This window comes from Candidatus Aquiluna sp. IMCC13023 (genome assembly GCF_000257665.1).
GTDB lineage: Bacteria > Actinomycetota > Actinomycetes > Actinomycetales > Microbacteriaceae > Aquiluna.
The window spans coordinates 34,066-52,090 of sequence record NZ_AJKR01000001.1 but is presented as its reverse complement, the minus strand read 5'-3'; the positions used below and the strand labels follow the sequence as shown (position 1 = coordinate 52,090).

The 18,025-nt window shown below is 50.9% G+C and carries 15 protein-coding genes; 4 read left to right on the top strand and 11 right to left on the bottom strand.

Going from position 1 to position 18,025, the window contains the following annotated elements; translation table 11 throughout:
• Positions 1–80: 80 nt before the first annotated feature.
• Complete coding sequence (locus IMCC13023_RS00265; protein ID WP_007540018.1) at positions 81–1,286, top strand: ROK family transcriptional regulator; 1,206 nt, start codon at positions 81–83, stop codon at positions 1,284–1,286.
• 18 nt (positions 1,287–1,304) lie between these two features.
• On the opposite strand, the gene IMCC13023_RS00260 is transcribed toward IMCC13023_RS00265, so the two are convergent.
• The 3 genes from IMCC13023_RS00260 to IMCC13023_RS00250 form a co-directional block, all read right to left on the bottom strand.
• Complete coding sequence (locus IMCC13023_RS00260; protein WP_007540017.1) at positions 1,305–1,895, bottom strand: DUF305 domain-containing protein; 591 nt, start codon at positions 1,893–1,895, stop codon at positions 1,305–1,307.
• A gap of 181 nt (positions 1,896–2,076) precedes the next feature.
• Positions 2,077–2,889: a heliorhodopsin HeR gene (gene heR, locus IMCC13023_RS00255; RefSeq protein WP_007540014.1), complete on the bottom strand. Its 813-nt coding sequence runs from the start codon at positions 2,887–2,889 to the stop codon at positions 2,077–2,079.
• Positions 2,890–2,923: 34 nt separating this feature from the next.
• Entirely contained in the window at positions 2,924–5,497 is a 2,574-nt protein-coding gene (locus IMCC13023_RS00250) for an MMPL family transporter (RefSeq protein WP_007540012.1), read from the bottom strand.
• 194 nt (positions 5,498–5,691) lie between these two features.
• Here IMCC13023_RS00250 and IMCC13023_RS00245 point away from each other — a divergent pair, with 194 nt between their 5' ends.
• Positions 5,692–6,117, top strand: coding sequence for a DUF1801 domain-containing protein (locus IMCC13023_RS00245; RefSeq protein WP_007540010.1), 426 nt, complete (start codon positions 5,692–5,694; stop codon positions 6,115–6,117).
• A gap of 77 nt (positions 6,118–6,194) precedes the next feature.
• Positions 6,195–7,682 (top strand): CoA-acylating methylmalonate-semialdehyde dehydrogenase, encoded by a 1,488-nt coding sequence (locus IMCC13023_RS00240; protein WP_007540008.1) that lies wholly within the window; start codon positions 6,195–6,197, stop codon positions 7,680–7,682.
• Here the strand turns inward: IMCC13023_RS00240 and hrpA are convergent.
• The 6 genes from hrpA to IMCC13023_RS00210 form a co-directional block, all read right to left on the bottom strand.
• Complete coding sequence (gene hrpA / locus IMCC13023_RS00235; protein ID WP_007540007.1) at positions 7,679–11,482, bottom strand: ATP-dependent RNA helicase HrpA; 3,804 nt, start codon at positions 11,480–11,482, stop codon at positions 7,679–7,681. The two genes, IMCC13023_RS00240 and hrpA, sit on opposite strands and share 4 nt — an antisense overlap.
• Before the next feature lie 58 nt (positions 11,483–11,540).
• The gene (locus IMCC13023_RS00230) at positions 11,541–11,837 is read right to left on the bottom strand and encodes a P-II family nitrogen regulator (RefSeq protein ID WP_007540005.1); all 297 of its coding nucleotides are present in this window, start codon (positions 11,835–11,837) and stop codon (positions 11,541–11,543) included.
• On the bottom strand, positions 11,837–12,811 hold the full coding sequence (locus IMCC13023_RS00225) for a sodium-dependent bicarbonate transport family permease (RefSeq protein WP_007540003.1): 975 nt from the start codon (positions 12,809–12,811) through the stop codon (positions 11,837–11,839). The genes IMCC13023_RS00230 and IMCC13023_RS00225 overlap by 1 nt, the downstream gene beginning before the upstream one ends.
• A gap of 4 nt (positions 12,812–12,815) precedes the next feature.
• Entirely contained in the window at positions 12,816–13,100 is a 285-nt protein-coding gene (locus IMCC13023_RS00220; protein WP_040324699.1) for a helix-turn-helix domain-containing protein, read from the bottom strand.
• A gap of 117 nt (positions 13,101–13,217) precedes the next feature.
• Positions 13,218–14,669 (bottom strand): aspartate aminotransferase family protein, encoded by a 1,452-nt coding sequence (locus IMCC13023_RS00215; RefSeq protein WP_007539999.1) that lies wholly within the window; start codon positions 14,667–14,669, stop codon positions 13,218–13,220.
• A gap of 60 nt (positions 14,670–14,729) precedes the next feature.
• Positions 14,730–15,215, bottom strand: coding sequence for a DUF3817 domain-containing protein (locus tag IMCC13023_RS00210; RefSeq protein ID WP_007539997.1), 486 nt, complete (start codon positions 15,213–15,215; stop codon positions 14,730–14,732).
• A gap of 164 nt (positions 15,216–15,379) precedes the next feature.
• Between IMCC13023_RS00210 and IMCC13023_RS00205 the strand changes: the two genes are divergently transcribed.
• Positions 15,380–16,297, top strand: a complete 918-nt coding sequence (locus tag IMCC13023_RS00205) for a DMT family transporter (protein WP_007539995.1) — start codon at positions 15,380–15,382, stop codon at positions 16,295–16,297.
• 27 nt (positions 16,298–16,324) lie between these two features.
• Here the strand turns inward: IMCC13023_RS00205 and IMCC13023_RS00200 are convergent, their stop codons facing one another.
• Together IMCC13023_RS00200 and IMCC13023_RS00195 are read right to left on the bottom strand one after the other, a co-directional pair.
• Positions 16,325–16,924 (bottom strand): winged helix-turn-helix domain-containing protein, encoded by a 600-nt coding sequence (locus tag IMCC13023_RS00200; protein WP_007539992.1) that lies wholly within the window; start codon positions 16,922–16,924, stop codon positions 16,325–16,327.
• 257 nt (positions 16,925–17,181) lie between these two features.
• On the bottom strand, positions 17,182–18,015 hold the full coding sequence (locus IMCC13023_RS00195; RefSeq protein WP_040324698.1) for an alpha/beta hydrolase: 834 nt from the start codon (positions 18,013–18,015) through the stop codon (positions 17,182–17,184).
• Between the last annotated feature and the right edge of the window lie 10 nt (positions 18,016–18,025).

Below are 18,025 nucleotides of genomic sequence, written 5' to 3'. Positions count from 1 at the left end.
ATTTTCTGCCACTCTCTTTATTTAATGGGCTTTTTTGTAGACTACCTAGACAAACTAAATGAAAGTATTAGGCTCTGAAGATGACCTCCAAAGCGACCCCAATGTTTGAAGCCCGAGCCTCAGGACGATCGAGCCTGTCAACTGTTCTTGGTTTGATTCACGAGCACCGCGCAATTACTCGTTCTGAGATTTGCAGTTTCACTGGCCTAAGTCGATCCACTGTTGCCAAGCTTGTAACGACGTTAGTTAATTTGGGATTTGCCTCGGACACCGGAGCCGAACAACTTGACCGAGTTGGCAGACCCAGCTTGGGCGTCGACGCCTCCAAGGAAGTGCTCGCAATCTCAGTACACCCTGAAGTTGACTACCTCGAAGTCAAGGCCGTTGCCTTCGACGGAACCATCGTTCACTCGGAAAAGCTGCTCTACGATGACCCAATCGGCCAAGACCAAGCACTCGAGGACATGGTTCAGGTTATTGACAGCCTCGTAACTCAGCTTGAAACCAGTGACACTCCCTACCGAATTCTCGGAATTGGTGTAATTGTGCCGGGGCAGATTAACTCCCTGACCGGCATTGTTAGGCAGGCTCCGAATTTGCAATGGTCCGAATTCCCGATTCGTGACTTACTAACGGAGCGGCTATCAATGCCGGTTTTTGTCGCAAACGATGCGTCTTTAGGCTGTAAGGCCGAGATGGCCTACGGGGCAGCCAAGGGCGCCACAGATGTTGTCTATATGCACGGCACTTCCGGTATCGGAGGGGGTGTGTTCATGAACGGCACCGAGCTGAAGGGTTTTCGCGGTTACGCAGCAGAGCTTGGGCACATGAGAATCAGTTCAGGCAAAGAGCTGGACTACTCGGGAATTCAAGGAACCCTTGAGGCCCTGGTCAGAAGAGATGACCTGGAGGCTGTCTTGGGATTGAAGAATGTTTCCGATGAAGATCTCGAGATCGCGCTACTAAACAACCGAACTCCCGAATCAACCGCCCTTGCCAGAAGGCAACTCGAAGCGCTGGGAATCGCAACAGCAAACCTTGCGAACATCTTTAATCCAGAGGTCTTCGTGCTGGCCGGTTTCCTTAGATTCTTGTACCGATTCGACCAGAACTACTTCCACCGAGTAATCAAAAAACACGCGATTCCAGCATCGTTGGAAGGCATGCGGATTTTTGTCAATGAACTTGGAGCCAATTCAATGGCCATCGGCGCATCTGAGTTGGTTTTTCAAGAGGCAATTGCTGACCCGACAAAATTCGCCACTCCTGCTAAGCGGAATCCATAACCCAGTCACAATCCACAACTAATTGGTTAGCAAGACCTGTAATTCCGCAATTTCTAGAGTCTGCACTTTGATAACGGCAGCGCCAAGTTCGCGAGCTTCAAGATTTTTAGAGTCCACCACCATTTGAGCCATCTCGATGGCTCCTTCGTGGTGGGCAATCATTCCGAGGAGAAACAGCTCATCAAACTCTGCGCCGCTGGCGCTAGATAGCCGCTCCATTTCGGCAGCCGAGAGCATTCCATCCATGGACATTTGATGACCCATCTCGGTCGGCGCATTTGCAGCCTTGAGCCAAGAGCGCATTTGCTCAATCTCAGGGCCTTGCTCAGCGCTAATCTTCGAGGCTAGCGCCTTCACCTCCGGACTCAAGGCCCTGGATTGCGCAAGTGCGGACATGTCGATCGCCTGCTGGTGATGCGGAATCATCATCTGGGCGAACATTATGTCCATCCCAGAAAAGTCGGACGTGTTCACTCCGCTAGCAGACTCAATTTGAGTGCCGCCATGATTCATGGTTGCCATAGAGACTCCGGCGCAGCCTGCCAAAGTAAGAGCTGACAGCAATAAAAGCGCGGATAAGGCAAGGCGATTAGTCGCGACTTGGGGCATGAAAGTTTCCTTTGATTAGTAGAGAAAGAAAACTTGTCTCATCCATATTTTGTTCCCTGGTCCGAGCGGTTTCTCGCCGTCGCACATGCAGTTCATCCGGCGCAGGGAGGCCTGATGCCTAGAGACGCAAATAGCCCCGCTGGCCCCAGGGGGCCAGCGGGGCTATTTGCGTAATTATTGGTTAGCTGACCAAAGCCGGAATGATAGCTCCGGAGAATATCTGCCATGCCAAGACGGTCTTAGCAACGAGGCTAAGAGTGATGTAGCTCTTCTCGCCGAATAGGTAGTTCTTCCAAGGTCCAATTTTCTTGTACTGGAATGCCTGGTTGAAACCAAAGGTGTTGAAGAACAAAAACAGCGCAACAACGATGCCGTAGACAAAGCCTGGAATCTCTGATGCGTTTGTTGCACCCGGCTGCCAGATGTAGAGAACGAGAATTAGCCAAGGAATGATTCCTGTCATTGATCCGAAGATAAATGGCAGTCCCTTGCCGCTGCCAGGAGTTTCGTACTTCTCCTGAAGAGCTCCGAACATGATCATGGATGCGTTCACCGCGAAGATTGCCACCAGCGCGGCAATATCGGTAATACCGTTTAGCAATGCGATGCAGAAGATCATTACCGAGGAGCTAAGTGAATACTCAACCCAGCGGAAATAGTTGTGGTTTACCTTCAGGCCAGCTTTATAGCGCTGGAAGAACATCGGCGAAGAAATAATGAAGTGGAACAGCGCAGATAGCGCCAAGAAGCCAACAATTCCAGCACCGATGTTGATGTCAAATAGAGTCACCACGTCAACTGGACTGGCCACTCCCGGAGGACCCGTTGGGTATTCAATTTTTACCGGATACAGAATCTGGTAGTCGAGCATTGTCAAAACATATGAGAACCCGACCGCTTGGATTAGGTGCAAGAAACCTGCGACTACGTTGTACTTTCGTAGTCCCCCAATTTGCTGGTCCGGTGTTTTAGCCGGCTTTATTGTTTTTGCCATTATGAGAACTCCCTAGTTCTAAGTTGCCTTCAGTCTAGGCCTGCGAACGCAAACGCTCGAGCTTTGCTCCCTCGACATCGACATCAGGTAATAACCTGTCAAGCCACTTGGGCAAATACCAAGCTGCTTTTCCAATAACGCTCATCAAGGCCGGGACCAGCAACAGTCGAACCAGGAACGCATCAATAAGGACGCCGATTGCTAACCCAAAGCCCATCGGCTTAATCATTGTGATGTGGGAGAAGGCGAAACCACCGAACACCGAAACCATGATGATGGCTGCAGCGATAACGACCGGCCTTCCCAAGTGGATACCGGAGTCAATGGAGTCCTTTGCACTCTTGCCGTGCACAAATGCCTCGCGCATACCGGAAACCACGAAGAGCTGGTAATCCATCGCAAGACCGAACAGAATTCCGATCAAAAGAATTGGCAAGAAGCTAAGTATTGGACCGGCTTGAGTTACGCCCAAAACCTCGGATAACCAACCAAACTGATAGACCGCAACGACCGCACCCAGAGTCGCCCCAACGGTTAGCAGGAAGCCACCGGTTGCAACCAAAGGAACAATGAGTGACCTAAATACAAGAATCAAAAGCAAGAACGACAAAATAACCACTGTGCCCAAGTAGAGCGGCAACACATCTGCCAGTTTCTGAGAAATATCTATATTCACAGCCGCAATGCCGGTGACCTCAATGTTTGCATTTAGCTCAGCTGGAAATACTTTTTCAAGTTCTCGAATATCGAACACCAATTGCTCGGTCTCAGCACTGGTCGGTCCAAATTCCGGAACCAGCACAAACATCAGGTCCAGTCCCGAAGTGGAAACTCCTCCGGGCAGCACTGCCGAAACATTGTCCAAAGCGAATAGTCGCTCGGAAACATCAGCTTGCAGCTGAAGCTCTGCAATCTCGTCAAGGTTTTCCGGAACGTCGACTATTGCAACCAAGCTTCCGTTGCTGCCAGGTCCAAAGGCTTCGGAAATCAACGTGTAAGACTTGAATGCGGTTGAGTCACTGGCCTCAGCCCCACCGTCTGGCAGAGCCAGACGCATGCTCAGGGCGGGCACCGCCACGATCATCAAAACTGTTACTACTCCAATGATGACAACCCAAGGACGTTTGTTCGCAAACACAGGCTTATGGCTAGCGTTTGCCTCTTCGAGGGCATAAACCTGCTCTGGCGTGCTCGAAAGGCCTGTTGCCTCGCGCACTAAGCGCTCTTTTTGAGTAAGAACTTTTTCCTTAGCTAGGCCCAGCACCGCAGGCACCAAAGTCAGCGCAACTGAAACTGCAACCACAATTGCAAGCGCTCCAGCGCTACCCATCAAGCCAAGGAAGCCCACGCCGGTTAGGTTCAGGGCCAAAAGAGCAATAACTACCGTGATCCCTGCAAAGACAACAGCGTTGCCACTGGTGCCATTGGCAAGGCCGATTGATTCTTGAAGTTCAACTCCAGCTTTTAGCTGACGTCGGTGACGATTCAAGATAAATAACGAGTAATCGATTCCAACTGCAAGACCCAGCATGATTCCCAGCAGCGGAGTAGTGCTGGTCATTTCAATCACGGAGGACAGAGCAAAAGTTATAGCCGCAGAGATAGCGACTCCGGTGATTGCAGCAATCACTGGAAGGCCGGCGCCAATAAAGGTTCGAAGCATTATTGCAAGCACCAGGGCTGCGATTGCCAAACCAACGATCTCTCCAATTCCCAGAAGGCCGTCTAGTGAGAACACTAGGGATTGTGAGTACTCGACCTGAATTCCAGCTGGAGTCTGAGCTTCTATAAGGTCCACAACTTCAGCGGCTGCCACCTCGTCTAGCTGACCAGTCGGCTGATCAAAGTAAATTGTGGCAAAAGCCGTCTGACCATCAACTGACACCGTGCGGAAGTTATTTGCGGTGCCAAGAAGCTTTTCGCCCGCTACCAGCTGAACTTCATTGCTTGCAAGCTCGGTCTTGCCCTCATCAAGTTTCGATTGCCCGTTGGTTAGCTCGGTCTGCTGGAGTGCAATCTGATCGAGTCCAGCTTGAATCTGCGCTAGCCCGGCTAAGACCTGCTCGGTTCCGGGAGCATTATTGGCAACCATCGCATCGAGAGTTTGCTGCAATGTTTCAGCCTGGGCCTCGAGATCAGACTTAGCGGCATCAAGTTGATCTTGTCCGGCGTCCAACGAAGCTTGACCTTTATTGATTTCAGCCTTGCCGTCCGAAATGGCCACTAGGCCAGCCGCCAAGTCAGCACGCTGACTGTCAAGGGTTGCCTGAGTAATAAACGGATCAGCGACATCGTCCACAGTGATCAGAGTTTTGACTCTGTCTAGGACATTAGAAATACCCGAAATCTCCGCCGCTGAAAATTCGACGCCGTCAGCTTTGTGGAATACAACTTGTCCGGCGGCTCTTGCGGCCTCGGGGAATGTTTCCTGAAGTGAGGTCGCAAGGTCCTGGGATGGAATGCCATCTAGAGTCATTGTGGTTCCGAGCTTGCCTCCGGAGAGCAACGCCGCGGCTCCTGCAGCTCCAATCAGTAGCACCCAGATGGCGATGACAGCGAACGCTCGTTTAGCGGAGAATTTTCCAAGGCGGTATAACAGCTGGGCCATTTAGTTCCTAAATCATTTGGTGCACGCCTACGTGCGGGATATGAGGGCTTCCTAAGGTTAGAAGTCCAGCCTGATAGATGGCTGGGCATCGAACTGAGCCCCCCTGGTCAACAGCCCAGTAACCAAAATTCATCCCGCGCCCATGAGACCTTTGTCACTAGTCTTTTTGGCGAGGATGCATCGACTGGAGAACTATGAGTGACAACATGACTGCCTTCACCGCGGATGAGCGAAAAGCGATGCGAGAGAGGGCCAAGGAGCTAAAGAGTAAGGATGACAAGATTGCCGCAGAGGCGGATGTCATGCTCAAAATCGGACAGATGGATGCCAGTGACAAGGAAATGGCATCAACGGTCCATGCGCTCGTGAAGACACATGCCCCAGATCTTGATGCCAAGACCTGGTACGGCATGCCTTCTTGGGGGCACAACGGCAAAACCATTTTGTTTTTCCAGAGCGCGGGCAAGTTCAGGGTGAGGTTTGCAACTCTTGGGTTTAGCGAGCATGCCACTCTGGACGACGGTGAAATGTGGCCAACCTCATACGCATTGAAAAAGATTGACAAAATGGCTCAGGCTCGAATCGTCGAGCTAATCAAAAGGGCAACTGGGCGACTATAAATAGTGTTAGCTTGATTTCGAAAGTCAATTTTGAAGCCATCTAGGCCCTGCAACCAGCATCAAAGTAAGGATGCAAAATGAACCTGATCTCCCACTACATTTCTGGTGCCGAACATAGGCCCTCTTCGACAAGGACGGCTCCGGTTTATGACCCAGCACTTGGAACAGAGTCCGGCCGAGTGGCTCTGGCTGATGAGACAGATATCAAAGCTGCCATCGACTCTGCAAAGCTTGCCTACCCGGCCTGGCGCGACTCTTCATTGGCTAAGCGCCAACAGATAATTTTCAAATTTCGTGAACTACTAAATGAGCGGAAGCCTGAGCTTGCAGCAATAATTACTGCCGAGCACGGCAAAGTTTTATCCGATGCCCTCGGAGAGATAACCAGAGGCCAAGAAGTTGTTGAGTTTGCCTGCGGCATGCCTCATCTTCTAAAAGGTGAGTACTCGGAAAACGCATCAACCAATGTTGACGTCTACTCCACCAAGCAACCCCTTGGAGTCGTTGGAATCATTAGCCCATTTAATTTTCCAGCAATGGTGCCGATGTGGTTTTTTCCAATAGCTATTGCCGCCGGCAACACCGTGATTCTAAAACCGAGCGAAAAAGATCCTTCCGCGGCCCTTTGGATGGCAAAACTTTGGACTGAGGCTGGCTTGCCAGCTGGAGTTTTCAATGTCCTGCAAGGCGACAAGGAGTCGGTCGACGGCCTGATTAATAGCGACGATGTAGCGGCTATAAGCTTCGTCGGCTCAACCCCGATTGCTAAATACATTTATGAGAACTGCGCCAAAAAAGGCAAGCGTGTTCAGGCTCTAGGTGGGGCAAAGAACCACATGCTCGTGCTTCCAGACGCTGACCTAGACCTTGTTGCAGACTCAGCAATAAACGCCGGCTTCGGCTCCGCCGGAGAGCGCTGCATGGCAATCTCAGTGGTTGTTGCCGTGGAGCCCGTAGCCGATGAAATGATCGAAAAGATTGTGTCTCGAATCTCTCAGATCAAAGTGGGCGATGGTCGTCGCGCCTGTGACATGGGGCCCCTTGTAACCAAGGAACACCGCGACAAAGTTGCCGGCTACATAGAAATCGCGGAGGCTGACGGAGCCAAGGTTGTAGTTGACGGTAGATCAGTTGTGCCAGACGGCGACAAGAACGGTTTTTGGCTTGGACCAACACTCTTGGATCAGGTGCCAACAAGCTCCAAGGCCTACCAGGACGAGATATTCGGACCGGTGCTAAGCGTGATTCGAGTCAGTTCCTTTGAAGAGGGGCTGGAACTTATTAACGGAGGAATCTACGGCAACGGCACCGCTGTTTTCACCAACGACGGAGGCGCGGCAAGACGATTCCAAAACGAGGTTGAAGCCGGAATGATTGGTGTGAATGTGCCAATTCCAGTTCCAGTTGCTTACTTCTCCTTCGGAGGATGGAAAAACTCACTCTTTGGCGACAGCCGAGCACACGGCGAAGAAGGCTTTAGGTTCTTCACAAGAACCAAGGTGATCACCTCGCGCTGGCTAGACCCCAGCCACGGTGGCGTGAACCTAGGCTTTCCACAAAACTAAGACAGCTGCTTTTGTATTCGCTTTAGAGAAACCGCCTCTTGAGTTCCAAGCGATTGAGCGAACAGGCTCACTCTTAGTTCCTCAAGCAACCATCTTGCTGAAGTAAGTTTCTCGCTGGATTTTTGAGGCAACGGCAACCTTCCGCCTGCGACTTCGAAGACCTCGATTGCTTTTGCTAATTCGATCGCGCTAATTCGATCGCGCTCCGGGCTCTCCTGCAGCTTCACCACTCGTTGCGTGATAGCGCGTAAGTAGATTTCGATTCGCGACAGCCGATCAAGACCGGTTGAGGAAACGAGCTTTGGAATCAACAGTTGTTGGATGTGGAGCTTCTCACTGGCAAGCACCGTTAGAAAGTCAATCGCCTTGGCATTAGAAATTGCCTTATTGGCTTCACTGGCCGCTTGCGAAATCTTCAGCATTATTTTGGCGACGTCAAAAATCAGCTCAATCGAAATGGCCTCAACGAGCTGCCTGAGATTTTCAAATTCTTTGGCGGTAAAAATTAGACCCTGTGGATCAAGAATGAAGAGCTGTTTTTTAGCACCCGCCCTGATGACATCTGCAACAAAAGCACTGAGGCTTGGATAGGGCAGGCTTGCAATGGCGAGCTTTTCGGCTTGAGTCAGATGCGCCTCAATGTACTTCACCGGCGATGGAATGCTCAGCTGAACAAGTTCCACCACACCCACTGGATGCTCTAGCGCTTGTGTGGCTTCCGAGGAGTGGAGTTTCAAATCGACGGTGTTTGTTTTTTCATCTAAAACCAGTGCCGGAAACGCGCTTACTTTATTGCTGCCCTGCTTCGTATCTAGCTGTTTAGGTAGTTCGTCAAAGTCCCAGGTTTGTAGATTGCTTCGCTCTATCGAGGGTCCCTCGAACTGAATCATGTTCGACACCGCGTCGATCGAGCTTTGGGCAAGTTTTTGTTGAAGTGCCGCTAGATCGTTGCCGATTTCTAGCTGCTTCGCCTTGGAATCTAGAACTCGATAAGAAACCTTTAGTTGGGCAGGTAACACCTCAGGACTGAAATCTTCTGGGGTAACCCTGACGCCACTCAAGGACTGCAGCTGAGTGGCCAACACTTCAGTAATCTTGCCGGTGGGCTCCGCGGGTAGATTTCTCATAACCTTTGCCGCCCAGTCTTTGGCGGGAACTACGTTTTTGCGAACCGCCTTTGGCAGGCTCCGGATCAACTCGGTAATCAGCTCCAGTCGCATCGCTGGAATCAGCCACTCGAAGCCCTCCGGCTTGATGCTTGCCAACAGTGAAATCGGGACCTCCACCGAAACCCCGTCGTGTTCGTTACCGGGGTCGAATAAGTAACTGAGGCCAAATTCTTGACCGTCGATAACCACTTGACCGGGGTAATCGTCTTCATCAAGTTGAGTCTCATCGGCACCCAGCAACTCGGCCTTGGTCATGGTTAGAAACTCCGGCTTTTCGTGCTTGGCCTTTTTCCACCAACCCTCAAAGCTGCCGGTAGAAAAAACATCCAGTGGAATCCGATTGTTGTAGAAGCGGAAGACGTCGTCTTCACCGGCTGCAAGCTGGGGTGAGCGTGCCCTATCGGCGGCAGCTTCCATGTCGGACAGTAAGTCCTTATTTTTTTGGTCAAAGACCTGCTTTGAGTCCCACTCTCCATAAACCAAGGCATGCCTGATAAATAACTCCCGGCATAGCATCGGGTCAATGCGCGAGTACTGAACCTTGCGGTTTGCAACTAATGTCAGCCCAAACAGCATTACTCGTTCGAGCCCGATGACTGCTCCAAGCTTCTTTTCCCAGTGAGGTTCTGAAACACTTCTTCGAACAAGATCGCCGGCAAGCTCTTCGGCCCATGCTGGATCGACCGCAGCATTCATGCGGGCAAACAGCCGACTGGTTTCGACAAGCTCCGCGCTCATGAGAGCTTCGGGGGGTTTCTTGGCCAGGGCAGAACCTGGAAAGATTACAAACTTCTTGCCACCGGAACCCAAATACTCACTCTGCACTCGCTTTTGTTTCTGCAGCTTGCCGTTTTTGAAAACCTTTTTTTCATTTTCTTGCTGCAACCCGATTTGACTGAGCAGACCAGACAGCAATGCCTTGTGGATTCCTTCGGGGTCGACCCTACGATTACCAAAATTAAGATTCAACGGCTTGCTAACGCTCTTTAGTTGCCGGACCAAATCCTGCCACTCACGGACCCGAAGGTAGTTTAGAAACTCTTGTTTGCAAAGCCTGCGGAATGCAGAGGATGACAGCTTTTCTTGCTGATCCTCAACGTGGTTCCAAAGATTCACTAGTGAAAGAAAATCGCTGCCTGGGTCTAGAAAGCGAGCATGCAGGAGATCTGCCTTCTCGCGCTTTTCAAGGGGGCGCTCTCTGGGGTCCTGAATCGTTAGTCCTGCAACGATAACCATTACCTCGCGCACCACATTATGCCGTTTTGATTCCAGCAGCATTCTTGCGAATCGAGGCTCGATTGGAAGCCTAGCCAGCTGCTTACCAAGCTTGGTGAGCTCAACCTCGTTGGAATCCTGGTCAATTGCCCCAAGCTCTTTGAGAAGCCCAATGCCATCTTTGACTCCCCTGGGTTCAGGAGCCTGAAGAAATGGAAACTTGGTTAGGTCTCCAAGTCCGATAGTTGCGGCCTGCAAAATAACCGAGGCCAAGTTGGTTCTTAGAATCTCTGGATCGGTGAACTCTGGCCGAGATTGAAAGTCCTCTTTTGAATAAAGTCTGATCGCTACTCCCGGGCTGGTTCGCCCAGCACGCCCGGCTCGTTGATTAGCACTTGCCTGGGAAATTGCTTCAATCGGAAGCCGCTGAACCTTTGCCTTGGGGCTGTAGCGCGAAATCCTGGCGGTGCCGGCGTCTATCACGTACTTGATATTCGGGATTGTGAGGCTGGTCTCCGCAACGTTGGTGGCAAGAATCACGCGCTTTCGCAGTCCGGCAACTTTGCTAACTTCAAACACTCGATGTTGCTCGGCGGAGCTCAGTCGGCCATAAAGCGGCAATACTTCGGAGTTTCCCTTGAGTGCGCCCTGAGTGATGCTGCCCTCGATTGCATCCTGAGCATCTTTGATCTCTGATTCTCCAGAAAGAAAGACCAGCACGTCTCCATCTTGTTCAGTCTCGAGTTCTTTGAGCGCTGAAATCACTCCGTCCAGGTAGTCGGCTGCGGTGGTTTCAACATCCGGGTCAGCATCCTGTGATCCGTCTCTTGTCACGGGGCGATAGCGAATCTCAATTGGAAAGGTTCTTCCCGAAACCTCGATAATTGGAGCGTCGTTGAAGTGCTTCGAAAAGGAGCCGGGGTCAATTGTCGCCGAAGTGATTATTAGCTTGAGCTCAGGACGCTTTGGCAATAGTTGCTTCAAAAAGCCAAGCAGGAAGTCAATATTTAGACTTCGCTCGTGGGCTTCATCGATGATTATGGTGTCGTACTGTTTGAGCATTCGATCTCGCTGCAGAGCATTTAGCAAGATGCCGTCAGTCATGACTTTCACCCTGGTCGCCTTGCTTGCCTGATCGGTGAAGCGAACCTGGTAACCAACCAGGCCACCCAATTCAACCTTCAGCTCTTCGGAGATGCGCTCGGCTACAGACCGAGCAGCAATTCTTCTGGGCTGAGTATGAGCTATGGATTTTCGTCCAAGCTCTAAGCACATTTTTGGAAGCTGCGTGGTCTTGCCGGAACCGGTAGCACCGGCAACAATCAATACTTGATTGTTGGTTATGGCCTCAAGGATGTCTTCTCGTCTAGCTGCAACCGGAAGGTCTGGAGGATAGTTGATCTGTAGCTCACTCACCCCAAGCCATCCGTTCTAAAGTTTGCTCAATAGCAATTGTCTCAGCTACCGGATCGAACTAGTACCTGTCCTCACGCAATATCTGGACATCTGACACCCAAGCGCTGCAGGCATAGTGCGGGAAATAGCTCGTCTTTAGTAGCTCCAGAATCTTCATTGAGGTCTCTTCTGGCACTACTGTCTCCAGACGAATATTGCCGCCTTCCAAATCACCCGCACGCTGGTTTCTCGGACCTAGTCCATTGGCGTGAGTAATCGTGAAGCCCTTAGCGCCTTGGGAAAGTATGTCCTTTGAGAGTCGCTGCTCGAGAGCAGCTTCGACCACGACAACAATTAGTTTTCGATCTTTCAGCATCAAAGGCCTGCGCTTTCTAGGAACTTACTTATTTCCAACATGATAGGGATACCCAGGGTTAGGTTGAACGGGAACGTGATTCCAAGGCTCGCAGTCAGGTAGATTCCTGGGCTCGCCTCAGGTAGGGCCAGTCGAACCGCCGCTGGGGCGGCAATATAAGAAGCAGAAGCACTTAGAACGCCCAATGTCGCAGCGCCGCCTATACCAAGCCCCGTTAGTTGTCCTGTCATTACTCCTAGGGTGCCAGAAATAAGAGGGAATGCGATCCCAAATACGACTATTCCAATCCCGGCCTTTTTTAGATCCTTGAGTCTTCTACCGGCGACAATTCCAAGCTCAAGCAAGAACAGCGTCAGTACTCCTGGGAACAGCGCGACGAAGAAAAACTCGATTCCAGCGAATCCAGTTGATTTTGTCAGGAAGCCTATTACTAGGCCGCCGGCAAGCAAGAAGATTGATCTGCCGGTCAAAATCTCTCGGAAGGATTCGCCCCAGGAAACTTCCCTGCGAAGCCCCCTAGAGGCCAGCATTAAACCGACGATAATTCCAGGGATTTCCAAAATTGCCAGCAAGGTGGTGAGGTAACCCTCGACTGAAATCGAAACTGATTCGTAAAAGATAACCGCTGCGGTAAAGGTCACCAACGATGTTGACCCGTAATGGGCAGCAAGTGCTCCCCGGTCAACCACCGAGAGCTTTTTTAGAAACTTCAGCAAGAAAAAAGCCAGCACTGGAACTGTTAAGCCAAGTAGCAAGGTTCCCAGAATAGGCAGGCCTACTTCTTGGAACTCCGCATTTGAAAGGGCAACACCACCCTTGATTCCGATTCCCAGCAATAGGTAAATAGAAATTACTTGGTAAATCGGCTCGGGCAACCGAAGATCAGTCTTTATCGCTGCTGCGAGCAAGCCAAGAGCGAAAGCGAGCACCGGGGCGCTGGTTAGGTTTTGAACTGCCACCGACAAAATGTCCATTGCCCTACCTGCCTACCACTCCGAGTGAATCGATTAGATCCCCAACCGACTTATGCAAACTTGTTTCGTGCCGAAGCTCCGCTTCACGATTTATTGAGTAGTGATTGCGTCTGCCAACTCTTTCCTTGGTGAGATAACCACCTTCTGTGAGGTCATTCAAAATGCTGACTACATATCTCGGGGTGACTCCCAGCACCTGGGCAAGGTCCTCGATTTTGGCGCTTTGGTCTCTTTGTAGCATCAGCATTAGATGGGCATGATGAGTTAGAAAGGTCCATCGTTCGCTCATCGTTCTCCTCCAACAAAGTAATCTAAATTACAGAACATTACTTCTATGAACTTTAGTTCATCTATTTAGAAAAGCGCAAAAATTCAGGCTTGCGTTGCTTGGTTTGAAAAATTGCCCTTAAGCCCGAAGTGCCATTGCTAGCTGCCTGGTGCTCTCGACCATTTTGTCCATATCCTTCTGGTTGTGCGCGAGTGACACAAGCCACTGCTCATCCAGGCCTGGAGGAGTTAGCACGCCTCTATTGATACCCCAGAGCCATGACAGCTCTGCTGTTTCAAAGTCGGTTGCCTTGTAGTCCCGGTAGTTTCTAACCGGATCCGGTGACCAAATCATTGCGCCCTTTACCCCCAACCCAATGGTGTGGGCTGGCAGTTCAAACTCGTTGATAATCGCATCCAACTTGGCAAGCGTTGCATTGTTGATTGCCTCTGCTTTCGCCAAGGCTGCTGGAGTACAGATTTCGTCAACGGCGAGCGCTGCTGCCATCACTAGAGGGTTACCGTTATAGGTTCCAAAGTGAGCCATACGACCGTCGACGACGGCTTCCATATACTCCAGCTTGCCACCAAATGCAGCGAGCGGGAATCCACCACCGATACTTTTTGCAAGGGTGATCAAGTCAGGCTTCACGCCGACTCTTGCTGCAGCTCCGGCGACTCCGGCGGTAAGGCCCGTCTTGACTTCGTCAAAAATCAAGCAAATGTTGTACTCGTCACAAAGGTCCCTAACCGATTGCAAATATCCAGCATCGGGCAAAATAATCGACAGGTTCTCGATTACCGGTTCAATCATGAAACAAGCGATGTTGTGCCCGTGATCTTTCATGATCTCTTCGAGGAGTTCTAAGTTGTTGTAGGGAACGACATAAACATCGCCGGCCTCAACCTCGGGTGGCACTTGCGCAGTTGGGTGATCTGGCGACCCAATGTCTTTCAAATCAGGCTTTACCGATACCTGCAAAGGGTCGTAGCCGCCGTGGTAGCCGCCCTCGATTTTGATAACACCATTTTTCTTTTTCACCGCTCTTGCGGTTCTTATGGCATACATAGTCGACTCGGTGCCGGAGTTTGTGAATCGAAGCATTTCAAGACCGAATCTCGCCTTGAACCTCTCGGCAACATCGGTCGCAGTAGGCGACGGTGTCACAAACAGCGTTCCAGTTGAGCGAAGCGCCTTTTTTACTCTTTTAATTATCTTGGGATGAAGGTGCCCGACCAGCATTGCGCCGAAGCCCATGGAAAGATCCAAGAGCTTGCGACCGTCAACGTCGGTGAGATAAGCACCCTTTGCCGAAACAATAGAAATTGGGTATGGGTCCCAGTGTTGAAAGCTAGAAGTCACGCCCATGGGCAGAGATTTCATAGCCTTTTTGTTGTGAACACCCGAGGCCCTGGTGCTCTCCTCGAATCTGGCCCACTCTTGAACTAGAAGTTCTTGGACTCGATCTTGATTTATGGGTTTTGATGATGTTGGTATTTTTCGCCATCCGGCGGAATCATGCTTTGACGTCAATGTCGCGGGCACGGGTATCGCTCCTTGATTTCTGTCAGCAACTAAGTTGTTGCCCAATTCAGATGCCTCTTAGCTTAGGCGTGTTTCTAAAAAAAGCCAGTCAGGCTCTACGTGGCTCTAGTTGCCCCATTGATCCGGCGGTCCTAGGTAAAGCAAAACTGAAAATAGCGTCACGACAAAAGCGATTATGACAAGAATCAAAGTGCGTGGGCGATTGATAAACCAGCGGAATAGTCGGTCCGAACGGGTCTTATCTTTAGGGTTTTTTGATGTCTGTCTGCGCCAGAGGCCATCTAACATCTTGCGCTTTAGCAGCCACTTCTCAAAAGGTATTGTCGCAAACGGCACTATTGCCAGAATGACGCCAATGGCGGTTTTTGCCAAGCTCCAGCGATTGTTTATCCCGACCAGAGCTGCCGTTGTCGCATAGCTTAGAAACATAAACCCGTGGGTGGCACCAGCAACCGTGATGACCATACCCGGAGCCTGCAATAACTCCCTTGCCAGCAAGCCTGCGATCAGTAGACCCCAGGTGATGGCTTCGCCAAGTGCGAAATAAGAAAACAGATTCTTCGGGGAAAAGGCTTCAGATTGTTTTGTCATAGTGCTTCAAGGTTAGTCCAGCATTGAGTTAGTCGCCTCGTTACTGATGGTGTAGTCACGCCAGCAGCCATAGACTGCGATTGCGATTGCGATTGCGATTGCGACAAGAATTAATTGTCAGTTGCAGAATTTTTCGAATCAATGAACCTAAGGCCCGGATAACAGTGCAGCTAACAACGCCAAGACCCCTCGCAATTTCGCTCAGCGTGATTGCCGGAGCGCTAATCGCGGTTCAGTCCCGTGTAAACGGTGAGCTCGCGATTGCTCTTCAGGATGGCCTGTTTGCAGCGCTAGTTTCTTTTGGAATCGGAACCGTGCTGGTGGCAATACCTTTTTTCATCAGCCGAAGCGAGCGCAGCAAGCTTCTGGTTTCGACCAAGGCGCTTGGCCGTCAGTTGCCAATTTGGATGACCCTGGGTGGGTTCTTCGGTGGCTTCTTTGTAATGATGCAGGGTTTAGTTGCGCCCGTAATAGGAGTGACTCTTTTCACGCTCGCTATCGTTTCGGGCCAAGCAGCAGCCGCGCTAATGGTTGATTCTTTTGGAATGCTTGGTTTGGCAAAGCGAAAGCTATCCCTGGCGCGCTTAGCGGGCGCTGGCATCGCAATTATCGGTCTGGTTCTCTCCTCTGGCCTTGGTATCCAAGCTGTTAGTGGCCTTATAGTGCTGCCGTTCCTCGCAGGCTTTGGTTCCGGTTTCCAGCAGGCAATCAACGGAAGACTGGCGACCAAGACCGACTCGGTTCTGATATCCACCTTCATAAACTTTGTGACCGGAACCGCGCTTATCGCGGTTGTAGTGCTCGCATTCGAGGGAGTGCCAGACCTTTCTAACGGCTGGCCCACGAACCCAGTTCTTTATCTGGGTGGGTTAGTGGGTGGAATATTCATTTTTATTCAGGTGATGGTGGTCAGACAGATCGGAGTCCTAGCCCTGGGGCTCTCATTGCTTTTGGGGCAAGTAGTAGCGTCACTGGTGCTTGATCTAGTAGCACCAATAACTGAATCTAACTTTGGCCCGTTGACTTACCTGGGTGCGGTGCTGGTGGTGTTCGGCGCCTCAATGGTCGTTATAAAACGATAGTTGCGACAACTGGGCGCCTCCACAAATCTAGAACTGCTGCACTAGGACATCCGGGTGTCTGTCAAAGCGGTAACCGACTCCCCGAGAGGTTCGAATTACGTCTTCGTAGCCTGCGATTTTGGCGCGCAGCCTGCGGACATGAACATCGATGGTCCTAGCATTTGGTGTTGATTCTCCGCAACGATCGGAAATATCTGCAATTTGCTTGCGACTCACGGTCTGACCGGTGTTCTCGATCAAAAACGCGAAAAGTTCGAATTCTTTGCAGGTCAGCTGAGCATTGGCTCCGTCAACGAAGAGTCGTTTTCTGGTCAAGTCGACCACTAGCCCTTTGGCAGCAGTCTTCTCGTCAGCCTCAGGTTTAGTTGGAGTATTTGTAGCTCGTGGTTCCCGAAGAGCAAGCCTGGTGATGTCTAGATTTCTGCCGGTCGAACCCTCTGGAGCAAGAGCGATGGCGGCATATGTCTCGTTTGCTTTTTCTGGAACCAGACTGGCGATTGTTTGTTTCAAAGCCTGAGCGATCTGGGCAAGTGTGAGGCCAGCATCTTGTGCGTCTTGTTCCGAGATGCCTACGTAGAGGGCGAATCCTTTTGCGACGGTTGTTGATTTGGTTTTAATTGCGGTCATTTTATGAGTCCTTAGTTGGCAAGTTTGCGATCGATTAGTGCACGAATCACGTGCGTTTGTCGGGGTGCTGGTGCCTAAGAGCTAATTGGGTTGCTAATTAGCGAAGGCACGAGCCCATGCACATTGCCATCGAGCAGCAGAACATTGCGCAGCTTGGCTGCGCGTTCAATGCTGGTCGAGTACTCATTGCTGAGAAGTATGCAGGCAGAGAATCGCCATGTCAAGTCGATCATCGATTTGACATGGATTGTTTCGGATTATTTCGAAACTGGATTGCGCTTATCCAACCAAGCTAAAAGATCAGTCAAAACCTCTTGGCTAACGATGTCGTTTAGTAGCTCGTGGTAGCCGCCAGGGTAAACGTTCAATGTTTTGTCTTTGGAAGAAATGGCCGCGTGAAGCTTTACGGAGTTTTCAAACTCTGTTGATGTGTCTTTGTCGCCGTGAATAAACAGCGTTGGGACACTCCAGCGGCTGGCCTTGGACCAAACCTCATCGGAAAGTAACAGCGTGGTTCTGCCAACTAGGTTTCTTGCTTTGCCCAAAAACATTTCAGGATCTTTGGCGATTACTTTTAGTAGCTCTTGATCTCTAGTAAAAGCTTCGATGCCTGGCCTTGGAACTGGCACCGGAGCCTCGGGAGCAACCCTGGCTAGCACTTTGGTCAGAACCCTCAAACCAGCACTGGAGGGCGCCTGCATCGCAGAGCTTGAAATTATGGCGGCTTCAATATTGGTTTGATCTCGAAGGATACTGCCCGCAGTAACTATCCCTCCGAGTGAGTGACCAAGCAAAAAAGTTGGCAGCTTCTTTGGCATCGCAGCCCGAGCAGCCAAATGGTCGTCAACCGCCGCCACAACATCTACTAGTCCGCGAATACCGGCGGTGTTGCCGTGACCCTCAAGGTCTATTGCATAAACATCAAAACCGTTCGCAACAAGCTTTGGTATCAATTGGGAGTACTGAGTCACATAGCGCTCGGAGTATTCACCGAGGCCGTGCTGCAATAACAGCTGAGCCTTTGGATTCTTGGCCTTCCAGTGATAGCCAGCAACCGGTGCGCCTATCACCCACGGAGTCGGTTCGCTCATAATCGTGCCC